General features: G+C 61.2%; 11 protein-coding genes and 1 tRNA gene. 2 read left to right on the top strand and 10 right to left on the bottom strand.

Going from position 1 to position 15337, the window contains the following annotated elements:
* Positions 1–106 precede the first annotated feature (106 nt).
* Positions 107–182 (top strand) — tRNA-Thr (locus ACQRA4_RS05835).
* 380 nt (positions 183–562) lie between these two features.
* Here the strand turns inward: ACQRA4_RS05835 and ACQRA4_RS05840 are convergent.
* From ACQRA4_RS05840 to ACQRA4_RS05885, 10 genes are all read right to left on the bottom strand, one after another.
* On the bottom strand, positions 563–1348 hold the full coding sequence (locus ACQRA4_RS05840) for a fumarate reductase iron-sulfur subunit (RefSeq protein WP_427822154.1): 786 nt from the start codon (positions 1346–1348) through the stop codon (positions 563–565).
* Between the two features lie 10 nt (positions 1349–1358).
* Positions 1359–3215 (bottom strand): fumarate reductase flavoprotein subunit, encoded by a 1857-nt coding sequence (locus ACQRA4_RS05845; protein WP_427822155.1) that lies wholly within the window; start codon positions 3213–3215, stop codon positions 1359–1361.
* Positions 3216–3225: 10 nt separating this feature from the next.
* Positions 3226–3855 (bottom strand): succinate dehydrogenase/fumarate reductase transmembrane subunit, encoded by a 630-nt coding sequence (locus tag ACQRA4_RS05850; protein WP_427822156.1) that lies wholly within the window; start codon positions 3853–3855, stop codon positions 3226–3228.
* Positions 3856–3905: 50 nt separating this feature from the next.
* Positions 3906–4469 carry a Fe-S-containing hydro-lyase gene (locus tag ACQRA4_RS05855; protein WP_427822157.1) on the bottom strand — a complete coding sequence of 188 codons (564 nt, stop codon included), beginning with the start codon at positions 4467–4469 and terminating at the stop codon, positions 3906–3908.
* A gap of 9 nt (positions 4470–4478) precedes the next feature.
* On the bottom strand, positions 4479–5324 hold the full coding sequence (locus ACQRA4_RS05860; protein WP_427822158.1) for a fumarate hydratase: 846 nt from the start codon (positions 5322–5324) through the stop codon (positions 4479–4481).
* A gap of 43 nt (positions 5325–5367) precedes the next feature.
* Complete coding sequence (locus ACQRA4_RS05865; RefSeq protein ID WP_427822159.1) at positions 5368–6789, bottom strand: SLC13 family permease; 1422 nt, start codon at positions 6787–6789, stop codon at positions 5368–5370.
* 1379 nt (positions 6790–8168) lie between these two features.
* Complete coding sequence (locus ACQRA4_RS05870) at positions 8169–9854, bottom strand: putative transporter (protein WP_427822160.1); 1686 nt, start codon at positions 9852–9854, stop codon at positions 8169–8171.
* Positions 9855–10304: 450 nt separating this feature from the next.
* Positions 10305–11546 carry a glycosyltransferase family 2 protein gene (locus ACQRA4_RS05875; protein WP_427822161.1) on the bottom strand — a complete coding sequence of 414 codons (1242 nt, stop codon included), beginning with the start codon at positions 11544–11546 and terminating at the stop codon, positions 10305–10307.
* A 20-nt stretch (positions 11547–11566) separates the two neighbouring features.
* Positions 11567–13108: a cobyrinate a,c-diamide synthase gene (locus ACQRA4_RS05880; RefSeq protein ID WP_427822162.1), complete on the bottom strand. Its 1542-nt coding sequence runs from the start codon at positions 13106–13108 to the stop codon at positions 11567–11569.
* Between the two features lie 253 nt (positions 13109–13361).
* Entirely contained in the window at positions 13362–14639 is a 1278-nt protein-coding gene (locus ACQRA4_RS05885; protein ID WP_427822163.1) for an IMP cyclohydrolase, read from the bottom strand.
* A 207-nt stretch (positions 14640–14846) separates the two neighbouring features.
* On the opposite strand from ACQRA4_RS05885, the gene ACQRA4_RS05890 reads away from it, so the two are divergent.
* Positions 14847–15245: a hypothetical protein gene (locus ACQRA4_RS05890; protein WP_427822164.1), complete on the top strand. Its 399-nt coding sequence runs from the start codon at positions 14847–14849 to the stop codon at positions 15243–15245.
* The last annotated feature ends 92 nt before the right edge of the window (positions 15246–15337 follow it).

Below are 15337 nucleotides of genomic sequence, written 5' to 3' on the forward strand. Positions count from 1 at the left end.
TTTTGGCAATAAAGCGCACTGACAACGCGACCCGGATGGCGGGGCTGCCGCCTGCGCGTGGGCTTTTTGCCTGAAGAGTGAATAATTTTAGTATTTACAGGCATTTGCCGCCTTGGCTCAGCTGGTAGAGCGGCTGATTCGTAATCAGCAGATCGTCAGTTCAAATCTGACAGGCGGCTCCATACATGAAAGGGCTTGCACAGAGTTCTGCGCAAGCCCTTTTTTTTTTTTTTTTTCTCTCTTCTTTCCTTTCTTCCCCAGGCCGGCGAGCCCCTGCGCACACGGGGCGCCCGCGCTGCAAGGCCCCTGGCGGCGGTGAAGCGCTCAAAAAAAGCCCCGCATAAGTTGCCGGCAAATGCGGGGCCGCTCGCCAGATGCCGGCCAAGCACAACTGTCAGCCGGGTATTCGCTCCAAGCTCCTACCATCCCCACACTCCAGGTCAGAGAGTGGGGAATGGTCATGACAGTTTCATAAGCATCTGGTTTGCAAAGTCATATGGCTATTCTGACGCCATGTTTTTCTCAGCTCCCGCCGGGCGGGGGCTGGTCCGCGCGTCACGCGCTATTTATGCTGACAGCCGCAGCCGCACCCCTGCAATTTCTTGCGCAGAAATTCCGGCAGAATGCCGCGTACGGATTCGGCGGTCACCATGCGGCGCATGATGCCCAACTGATCCTGCAAGGGCAGTTGCTTGGGGCAGACGTTGTCGCAGGCCAGCAGGCCCATGCAGCCGAATACCCCGGTGTCGTCGCCGATCAGGTCGTAATAGTCGGACGCGGTGCGGTTGTCGCGCGGGTCCAGGTAAAAGCGGGCCAGACGGTTGATGGCCGTGGCGCCGATGAAGTCTTCGCGCATGCGCGCCGTGCCGCAGGCCGCCACGCAACAGCCGCACTCAACGCAACGATCCAGCTCAAATATCTTTGTGGCCAGTTCGTTGTCCATGCGTTCTTCCTGGGCGTCAGGATCAAAATCCTTGTTGGTATGAATCCAGGATTCGATTTTTTTGCCCACATTGCGGAACCATGTGCCCGTGTCCACCGAGAGGTCGCCCAACAGCTTGAACACCGGCAGGGGGTGCAGGGTGATGCGGTCGGGCAGGTCGCTGGTCTGGGTATGGCAGGCCAGGCCGGGGCGGCCGTTGATGACCATGCCGCAGGAACCGCATATGCCGGCCCGGCAGCAGAAGTCAAACTGCAGGCTTGCGTCCTGGGTTTCGCGGATCATGTTCAGGGCGATGAAGAGCGTCATGCTGGGGTGTTCTTCCAGATGATACGTCTGCATGCGCGGCTGGGAACTGGGGTCAGACGGATTATAGCGGAATATTTCAAACTTCAGGTTGCGTCCCATATCTCCTCCCTTATGCCTGTTCCGCGAAGGGCACAATATTGCCATCCTCGATTTTGCCGGGAATAATTTTGCCGCCGCCGTAACCGCGATCGCCAGGAGGCAGGATGAAGAACGGCGTTACCTTTTCGTATTCGAGGGTCGGCAGGGTGGCGCCTTCTTTCCAGGTAGCCAGGGTGCGCACGAGCCAGTCTTTGTCGTTGCGTTCCGGGTAATCTTCTCTGGCGTGCGCCCCGCGGCTTTCCGTGCGCTGCAGAGCGCCGTAGGCCACGCAGAGGGCCAGCTTGACCATGCCGGGAACGCGCAGGGCCATGGACAGCTCGCCGTCGGGCCCGTGAGATGCGCGTCCGCGCAAGCTCATCCGCTTGCACCGTTCCAGAATCTCCTGAAGCTTGTCGACGCCTGTCTGAAGATCCTTGCCGTTGCGGAAAATGCCCACATACTCCATCATGACATCCTGCATGGCGTTGCGCAGGGTGTAGCAGTCGTCGCCGGAGCCGCGCCGCAGGGCGGCAATGCGACCCTGCACCAGTGTCGCCGCCTCGTTGAGCGCCTTTGTGGAAAAGACCGAATCGCAGCCCTGCAGAAATTCCACCACCTTTTTGCCCACAACGCGACCGGCCACGACGGTTTCGGCCAGAGAGTTGCCGCCCAGGCGGTTGAAGCCGTGCATATCCCAGCAGGCGGCTTCGCCCGCAGAGAACAGACCGTGCAGGCCATAGGCGGCGCCATCCTTGTTGGTGCGCACGCCGCCCATGCTGTAATGCTGGGTGGGACGCACGGGAATGAGCTGATGGATGGGGTTCACGCCGAGGAAATGCATGCAGATGTCATACACTTCGCGCAGATTGGTGGTAATGTGCTTTTCGCCCAGATGACGGATATCCAGCCAGAGGTGGTCGCCATAGGGGCTCTTGACGCCCAGGCCCTTGCGCATGTGTTCGGTCATGCGGCGGGATACCACGTCGCGCGAGGCCAGCTCGGCTTTTTCAGGCTCATAGTCGGGCATGAAGCGGTATTCATTGACGTCCAGCAGCGTGCCGCCATCGCCGCGGCAACCTTCGGTAACCAGAATGTCAGTGGGCACCGTGCCTGTGGGATGGAACTGAACGGCCTCCATATTGCCCAGCGGCACCACGCCTGTTTCCAGAGCGGCGATCTGGCCGCCGCCGTCGCAGATCACGGCGTTGGTGGTGGCCCGGTAGATGCGCCCGAAGCCGCCGGTGGCGATCAGGGTCGCCCTGGCAAAGTAGCCCACCAGCTCGCCGGTGCGCAGGTCGCGGGCCACACAGCCCATGCAGCGTTCGCCGTCATGGATGAGGGCTTCCGCCTGCATGCGGTCATGCACTTCCACGCCCAGTTGCAGCATGCGGTTGTCCAGGGTGAAAAGCACCGCGTGGCCCGTACCGTCCGAGGTGTAGCAGGTGCGCCATTTGGCAGTGCCGCCGAAGGCGCGGGAGTGGATCAGACCTTCGTTTTCTTTCTTTTCCGTGGCCTGAAAGGGTTTGCCTCCCTTGAAATAGGTGTGCTCGCCGGGCACCACGCGGTTCCAGGGCACGCCCATCCAGGCCATTTCGCGCATGGCGATGGGCGCCGTATTGGCAAAGATGCGCGCCACTTCCTGGTCGCAGCCCCAGTCCGAGCCCTTGACCGTATCGTTGAAATGGATTTCCGGGCAATCGCCTTCGCCCATGATGGAGTTGCCCAGCGCCGCCTGCATGCCGCCCTGCGCGGCGGAGGAATGCGACCGCCTGGGCGGCACGATGCTCAGACAAATAACACTGAAGCCCGCCTGTGCGGCCTCCACGGCCACGCGCTCTCCGGCCAGACCGGCGCCTATGCAGAGTACATCACTTTGAAAAACACGCATATATACCCCCCTATCCCAGGAACCAGACGCGACTCAGGGCGAGTGTACCCAATGCCAAGTAGCAGCCCATGACGATCCAGAGTATTTTGCGGAACCTGTCGCGTCCCGCTCTGGAGCAGATGCCGAATTTCACGGCCAGCCGATAGACGCCGATGCCCGTATGCAGGATGACGCAGGGCAGGAATATCACATGAAAAGCCAGCCAGCCGGCATGCAGGCGCTTGGCGCTGCCGGCCACGGTAATGGGCAGGTCGGTCATGACCGTATATACATGGAAGAACGCGCCGGCCAGGATGACCACGGCGGTGAACACCTGCACCAGCCAGAGCCAGGTGTCGGCCTCGCGCAGGCTTTTGCTGTGCCGCGTGAACACGCCCAGTTCGCCCGCGCGAAAGGGCATTTTGCGCGCCGCGATCCAGAAGTGAAAGAGAATCAGCAGTACAAGACACGGGGCCGCGATCTGCGCCATGTAGGTAACTTCCAGCAGCCATGCGATGCCGTCGGTCAGCCGGGGGCTGATGACCACGCTGCCTTCAAGAATCAAATGCACACAGATGAACAGCGCCAGCACCGCGCCTGACAGGGCTTGCCAGAAATCCAGCCTGGATCTGACATCGGCAGGGGATCTGCTTGCGATCATAGTGACTCCTTGTGGTTTTTCAAAACTACGCCCATGACATCAGCCATATTTTACAGACTCCGGTAAGGAGCCTGACCCGTTTCGTAATAATTGTTGCCCAGACTGTCGATGACCACGATGGCCGGGAAGTCCTCGACCTCCATGGCGGCCACGGCCTCAGGGCCGAGGTCTTCGTAGGCCAGCACCGTGTATTTTTTGATGCTGCGGGCAATGAGCGCGCCCGCGCCGCCCACGGCCGCCAGATAGGGCACGCCGTGTTTCTTCATGGCCTCCACCACTTCCGGCTTGCGATAGCCCTTGCCGATCATGCCCTTGAGCCCCTCGTCCAGCAGCCGGGGGGCATAGGCGTCCATACGGCCCGATGTGGTGGGCCCGGCCGCGCCGATGACCTGGCCAGGCTTGGCTGGCGAAGGCCCCACATAGTAGACCACCGCGCCGCGCAGATCCACGGGCAAAGGCTCGCCGCGATCCAGCGTCTCCACCAGGCGTTTGTGGGCCGCATCGCGCGCGGCCAGGATAACGCCCGAAATCAGCACATTGTCGCCCGCCCTGAGAGAACGCGCCGTGGCGTCGTCAAATGGAGCGCGAATACGCTTGACTTGCTTTTCCGACATGGTGCCCTCCTATAAAACGGTTTCAGCGTGGCGGGCCGCGTGACAGTTGATGTTCACCGCAACGGGGAGCGAGGCGATATGCGTGGGCGCCCATTCAATGTGCACGGCGACGGCCGTGGTCAGGCCGCCCAGGCCTTGCGGGCCCACGCCCGTTTTGTTGACCATCTCCAGCAGTTCGCGTTCAAGCGCGGCATAGCGCGGATCGGCGTTGACGCTGCCTATGTCCCTGGCGGCGGCCCGTTTGGCGCAAAGAGCCGCCACTTCCATATTGCCGCCCAGCCCCACGCCCACCACCATGGGCGGACAGGAGTTGGGCCCGGCGGCCAGCACCGCGTCCAGCACAACCTTGCGCACGCCTTCAATGCCGTCGGCGGGCACCAGCATTTTCAGCACGCTCTTGTTTTCCGACCCCGCGCCCTTGGGGGCCAGGCGCAGACGCAGACTGTCGCCGGGCACAATGCGGGTGTGAATGACCGCGGGCGTGTTGTCTTTGGTGTTCTTGCGCTCGAACAGCGGTTCGGCCACGCAGGATTTGCGCAGGTAGCCGTCCACATAGCCCCGGCGCACGCCTTCGTTGATGGCGTCTTCAAAGTCGCCGCCCACGATATGCGCGTCCTGTCCCAGTTCGGCGAAAACCACAGCCAGCCCCGTGTCCTGACAGATGGGGATGCCCTCTTCGGCGGCGATGGACGCGTTTTCCAGCAGTTGCCCCAGAATGTTGCGTCCCACTGGCGAGGGCTCTTTGGCCAGGGCCGTCTCAAAGCTTTTCCGCATACTGGCGGGCAGTTGGCAGCAGGCCTGAACCGCCATGGCCGCAATGGCTTCCGTGATGCTTTTCACATGAATATCTTTCATGTTCTCCTCCCTGTTGTGAAAGGGCATGCGCAATCCGGTCAGACTATGGATTCAGAATGCCCGTCCCGGCGATAATCCAGAGCATGACCATGGTCAGCAGAACGCCCACGATGCCGATGACCACGCCGACCTTGGCCATATCAGGCGTTTCCACCATGCCGGTGGAACTGGCCAGGGCGTTGGGCGGGGTGCTGATGGGCAGGGTCATGCCCAGAGAAGCCGCAAAGGTGACGCCCAGGATAAGACCCAGCGGGCCGCCCATGGAGTCAAGCCCGGTCAGGCCGGATGCCAGAACCGCCATGATGGGCAGCAGCAGGTTGGCCGTGGCCGTGTGCGACATGAAGTTGGCCATGAGCAGCGTGACCAGCGAGGCGACAACCAGCACCATTACTGGCGCGAAAGAGGCAAAGGGAATGCTGGCCACCATGCGCGCCGCCAGCCCCGTCTTTTCAAGGGCCAGACCAAGGGCCAGACCGCCGGCCACCAGCCAGAGCACATCCCAGGAAATCTCCTTGAGATCGCTTTTGGAGATGATGCCGGTACAGACAAAAACCGCCACCGGTATCATGGCCACCACTTCGGAGTTCATGCCGTGAAGGCCGCCAAACATCCAGAGGAAGACCGTGACGCCGAAGGTAAGGTACACCACGTTGGCGCGCCATCCCTTCAAAAATTCGTCCTTGATGGTCAGGGTGACGCTTTTTTCCCGGGATGGGAACAGCCACGCCAGCAGAACCCAGGCAATGAACAGCAGAACGATGACGTAGGGAACGCCAAAGAGCATCCACTGCCCGAAGCTGATGGGCTGGAGATCCAGAACGTACTTGAGGGCAATGGCGTTGGGCGGCGTGCCGATGGGCGTCGCCATGCCGCCGATGTTGGCGCCCACCGGAATGGCCAGCACAAAGGCCGTGCGGCCCCGGTCGCCTTCAGGCAGGGCGGACAGAACCGGCGCGAGGATGGCCAGCATCATGGCCGCTGTGGCCGTGTTGCTCATGAACATGGAAAAAATGGCCGTGATCAGCAGCAGGCCCAGCATCACAAAATGGGGTTTGGTTCCGAAAGGCTTGAGCAGCACCCGCGCCAGATTGATGTCCAGCCGGTACTTGGTGGCGGCCATAGCCAGGAAAAAGCCGCCCATGAACAGCATGATGATGGGGGAAGCGAAGGTGGCCATGATGCTCTGGTAGGTCAGGGCCTTGCCGAAAGCGGGGTCGCCGGCCGCGCCGCGTAAAAAGATAAGCCCCTTGTTGGAAAGAAGCAGCAGCTCCAATACAATGACCAGAACTGACGTGGCGAAAATGGGAATAGGCTCAAGTATCCAGCAGAGGGCCGCCAGGAAGAAAATGGCGATGAGTCTTTGCTCAACCACAGTCAGACCAGGCATGTGAAACCATTCCGCGGGGAAATTGAGCAGGCAGAAAAAGGCCAGAATAGGAATAACAAGAGACAGGAATTTTTTCATACGGCCTCCGTAGTTGTTTGCACCCGATCAAAAAACGCCTGCACGATAAATCTGTGAGGGAAATTCCCCACAGAATGCTGCAATTTCAAGTTTGGGGCCGGTAATACCCCTGGCCGGCCTTGGCTCAGCCAAAAGGGATATCAACATGTCATACCAGTAAGGCTTTTTCTGTTTGATTAACCAATCCAAAGAAGGATGGCAAGTTGATTTTTTCACAAATACTGAAAAAATGAGGGGCGTCATGGGAAATTTGTGCTTTAATTTTTAATATATTTAATAAATACATGGTGTTATATAAGAATTGTTTATTCTTGATTAATCTCGCGCTCGCGTCAGCCCGGCCCGAAGGCGACTGCAACGGAGGAGGAGAAAAAAGCAAGCGGTGAAATATGAAAAACAATACCTATTTTAATGCTGGGAATTACTTCAATAAAACAGGAGCCAACTCGCAGCATACTGAGATGCATTGGCATGGTTGCAAATTCTGCGAACCTTTTGAAGGTAAAACAGACAGATGTGGATTGCCCGCGTGCAATGAATGAGAATTGGAATGCTTGCCATGCCGTTCTGAATACAACATTCACACTGGCTCGAACAGGCTGCGCGTATGCGCAAAAAGGTAAGCCCGCAAGATAATGGGAATAAATTCATAATAAAAGGCGGCGATGCGACCAGCGCGGAAAAAACTTCACTGCCGCATGAAGCAAATGCTTACACCCCAAAGGCGCGACGCCCTTTTTTCAGGAGAGCGCCTCGCGGAACCGACCGGCTTCCGCTGCGGCCGCGCCGGATCAGAGCAAATTGCCTTTGAAAAAGGCATTCGCCCGCGGCGTCGCAGGAGCGGACGCCCGCGCCAATGAGTCTGAAATGCTCGTTTTGCAGGGGCTTGTCCCGCTCTGCGGGGAAATGCAAGGCCGCTTTTGAAACTGTAAATTTCAAAAGCGAAATGCTCCAGGCTCAGACCTCATCAAAAATGCGTTATGGCTTTTGCTTGTCGGTACAAAGGGCTACTTTTTCGCTCGCCGCCCGAAGCGGAGCGAAGGGACAAGCCTCCCAAAAACAGGAATTTTTTGCGCCGGCAAGAAGATGGGCTATTTTGGAGGGAGTGACCATGTTACATGACCGACAAAAATCGCACAGTGACGCGCCAGCGCGAAAAAGGATATTTTTGACGGATAGCTGCGGTGAGACACGACCAGCAACACCCCTGACCACCAGCGCATTCATAGGGTCTGGCTCCAGTGTCCACTTGCAAAAGTAGACACGCCGCAAAACCCGCAAGGGTTTTGCGGCGGCCTAGTCGCCGTGAGTGAGCGAAAAACCACGTTTTTCGCAAACGATCCTGCAAAAATTCCGCGCGGAATTTTTGCAATTGGACACTAGTTGAGGAAGAACAGCGTCAGCACCAGAATCTGGGCAAAAAGAATGCGTAAAATCATGGTCAGGGGGTAGACCGAGGCGTAGACCGAAGAGGGCGCGTCGGAATCAAGCATCTGTACAGAAAAGGCCAGAGCCGGCGGGTCAGTCATGCTTCCGGCCAGCAGGCCGCAGATGGAGGCGTAGTCGTATCTGAGAAAGATGCGCACCAGCAGCGCCACGGTAAGCAGGGGAATGAAGGTGATGAAGGCCCCGGCGGCCATCCAGAAAAGACCGGAACCGTGCGTCAGGGTTTCCACAAAGCCGTGGCCGGAATTGAGGCCAACGCAGGCCAGAAAGATCGCGATGCCGGTTTCGCGCAGCACCAGGTTGGCTCCGGCGGGCAGATACCAGACCATGCGCGCGAAGTTGTTGATTCGGCTGAGCAGAATGGCCACCAGAAGCGGGCCGCCCGCCAGGCCCAGCTTGAGGCCCGAAGGCAGGCCCGGCAACGGTATGGGGATGCTGCCGAGCACCACACCCAAAGAAATGCCCAGAAATATCGGCATGATGTGCGGGTGATCCAGGGCCTTGGCGGAATTGCCCAGAAGCGCGCTGGCCCGATCCAGGTCATTGGCCGTTCCCACGCAAAAGAGCCGGTCCCCGTAGTAGAGATGCGTGCCGGGCTGAGCCGTGAACTCAACCCCCGCCCGGATAATGCGGGTGATGGTGACGCCCAGCTCAGGGGTCAGACCCAACTGGCGAACGGATTTTCCCGCCACGCTGCTTTTGGTGACCCATATCCGTCTGACTTCCAGGGCGCTCTGTATCTGGCGCAAGTCAACATCGCTGGGCGGGCCGAGCAATGTCCGCAAAGTTTCCATCTGCTTCGGCTCGCCCACGGCGTGAATCAGCATGCCTTCCCGCAGAACTGTTTTCGGGGTGGGCGCCTGGATGACGTCTTCGCCGGCCTCCTTGACTCTGGAGATGACCACGCCCGAAGAGTGCGACTTGAAAACATCCTCCAGGGGCATATCGAAAATATTGGGGTTGCGCACGATAAAAGTCTGCGCCTGCAGGGGGGGGTGCTGGATTGCCTCAAGCTTTTTCAGGGTTTCCAGTTCCTGGGCCGGCTGAATGCGAAAAAGGGCCCGCACCAGCAGCATGGTCAGAATGATGCCCATGATGCCAAAGGGGTAGGCGACCGCATAGCCCATTCCGGCTTCGGCCATGGCCATTTCGGCCCCTTCGGGCATGATTTCGTGAAATACCGGCGAGGCGGCCGCCAGCGACGGGGTGTTGGTGACAGCGCCGCTCAGCAGGCCGACGGCCACGGGCAGGGGCAGGTCAAGGGCCATGTACAGGCAAATGCAGACAAGCGCGCTCAGAACGACATTCAGCGTGGCGGCAAGGTTCAGATAAAGGCCGCGGCGACGCAACGAATCCATAAAGCCGGGGCCCACCTGCATGCCCACGGTGAAGACAAAAAGAATCAGACCGAATTCACGCGCGAATTTAAGCACTTCCGCATCAACGGAAATGCCGAAATGGGCCAGGGCCAGGCTGCTGAAGAGCACGCCGCCGACCCCCAGGCGAATGCCCCTGAATGGAATGGAGCCGATGGCAAGGCCGATAACGATGGCCAGGCTCAGGGCAATGATGGCCTGGGCTATGCCGTGTCCGGTAAAAAGTTGCGTGAACCAAAGCATGACGGCTTTTCCTTAATGTAAAATGTGCAGCAAGCACACCGAACCTGTCGGGAATGCCGGATCGCGCAGAACCTGAATGCGCCGGCGGAAAGCATGCGCGCTTTTCGTGATAAACGAATCCTGACTTTTTATGCGGTCAAAGCTTCCGCTGGCGGAGCGTTTTTCCCATGAAAACGCGCTGGCCAGTGAACGCGCGCTGGCGTTTGGCATCGGGAAATCGCTGTTTATTCTAAAAGGGTATTCCTGTCGTCAGGCGAGTGTCAAGGGCAAAATACAGGCGCACAGGCGTGAGGGGCGGGGCGAGGCTTCGCCGCCACATCGGGGCAGCCGCGATTCACTTTTTCGCGGACAATTCCGCAAAAATCTTCGCGTAGCCGCACGGAACTTTTGCGGGCAGGCATTGGCCGCGCCTTGTTTCGGGCCTGTCGTCGGGCGATTCTCGCGGCGCGCTCAGGTCCCGGCGTCCGTCTTGCCGTAATGCTCCAGCCAGTCGCTGAGCAGTGCGGCCAGATAGGCGTCGCCCTCGGCATAGGCCTCGCGCCGCGCCCCCTGAACCAGCGCGCGTCGTGAAGGGCCGTCCGCTTGCGCGGCCCGCATGTCTTCCTCCAGGTCGCGCGCGCGTTGCGCCATCTGCTCGCGCAAGCCCAGCTTGCGCAGCAGGCGCAACAGGCGTTTTTTCACGTCCGCTTGCGAAAAAAAGTGCAAAGCGCGTTCTCCGATCATCCGGGCTTCGTTCCACCTTCCCCCAGCTTCCAGATGATCCATGAGCGACAGCCAGCCGCCGCGCCAGAGGGGCTCCCGCTCCAGTTGCGCGGCGCAGGCCGCCGCATCAAAGGACGCCCCGCTGAAGGCGGCGTCCAGTTCGCGCTCGCGCGTCTCTGGCAGGGCCAGCCAGCAGGACAGCGCGGGACCGATGCGCATCTCATAGCCGTCCAGACGGGCCAGACAGTGCATATCCGGCCGGATACTCCGCCGCCGACGCTGATAAAAAAGCGCGCCGTTCTGCAGGTCGTGCTCAAAACGGCCCGGCGTCTGACTGGTATGGTGGCAGAGCGCGCTTTCTCCGACCACCGTCAGCCTGTACCCCCGGTCGGCCAGCGCATAGCAGAGTTCCATATCTTCAAAGCCGTTCTGATAGCCCTCGAAAAATCCCCCGCATTCTGAAAAAAGCTGACGCCGAACCATCAGCGCCGCGCCGGTGATGGCCTGCAAGGGGCGTTTTTTGCGCAAGAGCGGATGGTTGCCGGGAAAGCGCTCGTAAATATGGCTGACCCTGAAAAAAGGTGAAAACATGATGCCACAGTGCTGGGCCGTGCCGTCGGGGTAGAGCAGCAGCGGCCCGGCCGCGCCCAGACGCGCATCCTCGAAGACGGCGCGCAGCGGCGGCAGCCAGTCCGGCGTGCAGGTGGCGTCATTGTTCAGAAAAAAGAGCAACTCGCCGGCGGCGGCGCGCGCGCCCAGATTGCATGCCTTGGCGAACCCCAGATTTTCCGGCAGGCGCAACGCCCTGAAATCAGCCCCCCAGAGGCTTTGCCCCAGGGGTTCAAGTTCACGGGCTGTGGCGTCTGTGGAGCCGTTGTCCACCACCAGCACTTCCAGGTTTTCGCCGCGGGAGCAATTTGCCAGAGAGCGCAGGCAGGCCGCCGTCATCTCCCAGAGATTCCAGGCCGGAATAATTACGGAAACGCGCATGACCACCTCGCTTTGGCCGCTCAGGCCGTGCTGCCCCGCTCCCGCTGGAATTTCCGGGCGGCGGCCGTGAAATTGGGAGCCCAGCACGGCACGGCGGGCGCGAAAATATGGGTATACGCGGCCCAGACCCGGCCCCGCGTCAGCCCGTCGCGAGCCGCGCCGTCTATGAGGCCCATGCCCTTGCCCCGCGTGAGTTCCAGGGCGCAGGGGGGCGCCTGCTTTTCCCAGCGGCAATGGGAATAGTGAAATTCATGCCCGCGCAGCGCCAGGCCCGGCGGAAAAAAAGGATTCTCCGCCCGCACCGTGCCCTGCACATAGCCCAGACCCTGCGGCCTGGCGCAAAAACGGGCCGTCACCGGAAAAACATTGCACATGGGCCAGAGCCGGCCCTCATGCTCAATGCCGCGAGACAGCAGCATGAAACCGCCGCATTCCGCATAGATGGGCAGCCCTTTTTCGGCCAGACGGGCCAGAAGGGGCAAACGCGGCGAACGGCTCAGCTCCGCCGCGCAGTCTTCGGGAAAGCCGCCGCCCAGGTACAGGCCGTCCAGGTTGAGCCAGGGGTCGGACGCGGCGGACGCCTCTTCGTGGCCGCCGTCCAGCAGGGAAAGGCGCACCAGTTCCGCGCCCGCTCGGGACAGGGCTTCGAGGTTTTCCTGATAATAAAACCAGAGCGCCGCGTCGCGCACATAGCCGATGCGCGGGGCCGGAAGCTCCGCCGGCGCGGGATTCTGACCGTCAGGGCCGGAGAGAACTTCCACGCCGCCTCCGGCGCTGTACGCCGCGCCATTCTGCGCCGCGCCCGGCAGCGGCGGCGCGGACCGGGCCGCCGACAGCACATCCGCAAGGTTCAGATGCTCACGCGCCAGAGCGGCCAGATCGTCCAGACGGCGCTGCGCGTCTTCGGCCAGAATGTCGCCGCGACTGGCAATGCCCATGTGCCGCTCAGGCAGCGGATTTTCCGTCAGGCGCGGCAACGCGCCCAGCACGGGCATATCCGTATAGGTTTCAAGGGCATGACGCAGCACGCGTTCATGCCGGGCCGAGCCCACCTGATTGAGCACCACGCCGCAAAAGCGGAGGCCCGCTTCGAAATTGAGCATGCCCTGAATCAGCGCGGCCGCCGTGCGGGTCATCTTGGTGCAGTCCAGACTGAGCAGGATGGGACAGGCCAGAACACGGGCCAGCTCCGCCGTGGAGCAGGAGCCCTCCACATCCAGGCCGTCAAACAGGCCCCGGTTGCCCTCCACCAGCCCCAGAACATCCCCCTCGCCGTCCGCCAGCGCGGTCATGGCGCGGATAAAAAGCGCGCGCAGCCCGGCAGGCGGCAAAAAAAAGGGGTCCAGATTGGTGGCCGGTCGCCCGGCTGCCAGAGCCAGCCAGGCCGCATCAATATAATCCGGCCCTTTTTTAAAGGGCCGAACCGCCACCCCGGCGGAAGACAGCGCCCGGACCAAGCCGAGAGAGAGCAACGTCTTGCCGCCCCCGCCGGACAGGGCGGACACGCAGAGCCGGGGCAAAGAGCGGGGACGTGCCGACACAGTGGGGGAAAGAGCGCCCATAAACCTCCGGGGGCCGTCGTTGCAAAAGACGAATTTTTTCCCTGGCCAGGCAAAAGCCCATTGAAAAGGGATTCAGATTGATGACACAAATCCCGCCTTGCGGTGTTTGCGCCGTCTGAGCCGCTCTGGCGGCTCAGACGGAAAAGCCCGAAAGTCAGTCTGTTACGACGCGGCAAAGCCGCGACCCGCCCCTGATTTTCGTGGCTGCTGACTTTTGTCAGCAGCCTCAGCTCCTTTTCAATGGGCTGAACGCCTAATGCTTGAAAGAGCGCTGGCCCGTAAAGACCATCGCCACCTGTGGCCGCGCCTCGTTGCAGGCCATGATCACTTCAGCGTCACGCAGCGATCCGCCGGGCTGGGCAATGGCCGACACGCCCTGGGCCACGGCCACATCCACCCCGTCGCGGAAGGGGAAAAAGCCGTCGGAAACCAGGCGCGAACCCGACAGACCGCCGCGCGCCTCGGCCGTGCGCGCCTCGATGTCGGCCAGCTTGTCGGCCAGGGCCGCATCCGTCGCGGCCTTCTGCTTCAGTTCGTACAGTGAAAGCCCCAGTTCGCGGAAAGCCAGCGTGTCGGCATACTTGGTATACGCCTTGTGCACTGCCAGTTCCACGCAGCCCACGCGATCCTGCTCGCCGGTGCCGATGGCAAGGGTGGCTCCGTCGCGGGCAAAAATCACGGAATTGGAGGTCACGCCCGCTTCCACGGCCCAGGCGAAGCGCAGATCGGCCAGCTCGGCCTTGTCCGGCGCGCGCGCCGACACTTCAAGGCCCTCTTTGTCGGATGCCGTGGCGGGCAGAAAGTCCGCGTCCGTCAGAATGCGGTTTACAAAAGATTTCTGCACGATGATGCCGCCGTCGGCCAGGCTCTTGATGTCCAGAAAGGCCGAACGCGTCAGCTCTTCCAGGCGGCCCAGACCGGGCAGTTCCATAATGCGCAGATTTTTGCGGCGTTTGAGAATCTCCACCGCGCCGTCCTCAAAGGCGGGGGCGGCCACCACTTCAAAGTAGCTGGCCGCCGTCATTTCGGCTGCCTCGCGGGTAAAGGGCCGGTTGACCACCACCGCGCCGCCGAAGGCCGCGATACGGTCACACCAGAAAGCGCGCTCCAGAGCCGCGGCCACGCCTTCGTCGGTCCAGGCCGCGCCGCAGGGATTATTGTGCTTGAGAATGGCGGCGGCAGGGCGTTCCGCAAGGTATTGCAGAATGTTGGCCGCGTTGTCCACATCCGTGAGATTGGTTTTGCCGGGGTGCTTGCCGGCCTGGATCATCTGGCTCTCGGTGAGGGCGGAAACGATGCCGTTGCCCGGCCCCCGCCAGCTCAGGCCCCCGCAGCTCAGCGAGCCCTGTTTCAGGGCGTAGAGCGCGGCGGGCTGATCAGGATTTTCGCCATAGCGCAGGCCCTTTTCCTCCTGATCCAGAGTCCAGACGCGCTTTTCGTAAACCAGTTTCTCCCCGCCCAGAATAATGGTCATCGTTTCGGGGAAAGCGTCCTTGCGGACGGTGCTGTACATGGCCTTGATATCCGACATGCTGCCTCCGATGTTGTGGCCGGTCGTGGAAGGAACCCGCATAGCACAAAACGCCCGACGGGGCCAGACCCGCCCGACCGTCCGCCGCGCCCGCGTTGACGAAGCGCGCGCAACAACATACAAACAGCCCACGGGCGCGGCTGCGCGCCCCGCTAGAACGGACGGCCATGACGCCGGTCCGGCACACCACGCCGCCCTGGAGGCCACATGGAAAAGCTGCTCGCCCGGCTGGCGCAACAACTGGACGCCATCGACGAAGCCTCGCTCATGTCGCTGTGGAGCAAATACGCCACGGCGGCCAGCCGCTTCGAGCCCACCAAGCGCTGGGAGGAATCGGCGCTGATTTTTTCGCTGATCCAGGCCAAACGCTGGAAAAACCAGTTGTTCAACTACCACTGGGCGCGACAGAGCCGTCCTGACGCGCAGGCCCCGACCGGGGCGCCGGAAAGTCTGGCGCCGGGTTTTGAGCTGGAGCCCGCGGAGGCGCCGACAGTCGGACGGCATGAGGCAAACGCGCGACGCTGCCGGGTGTTGGCCTTTCGCCCCGCCGTCGCCGATGACGAAGCCGACGCGACAAAGCGGGGCGAGCCGGATCAGCCCCGGTAAGCCGTCCTCCGCAAAAGGCGTGTTTTCGACCGGCATGGCCTCGCCGTCCCTCCGCTCCGGCAGCGGCCTCTTTGCGCCGCCGGCATTTGACT

It is taken from the genome of Desulfovibrio sp. SGI.169 (assembly GCF_050313595.1).
GTDB lineage: Bacteria > Desulfobacterota > Desulfovibrionia > Desulfovibrionales > Desulfovibrionaceae > Desulfovibrio.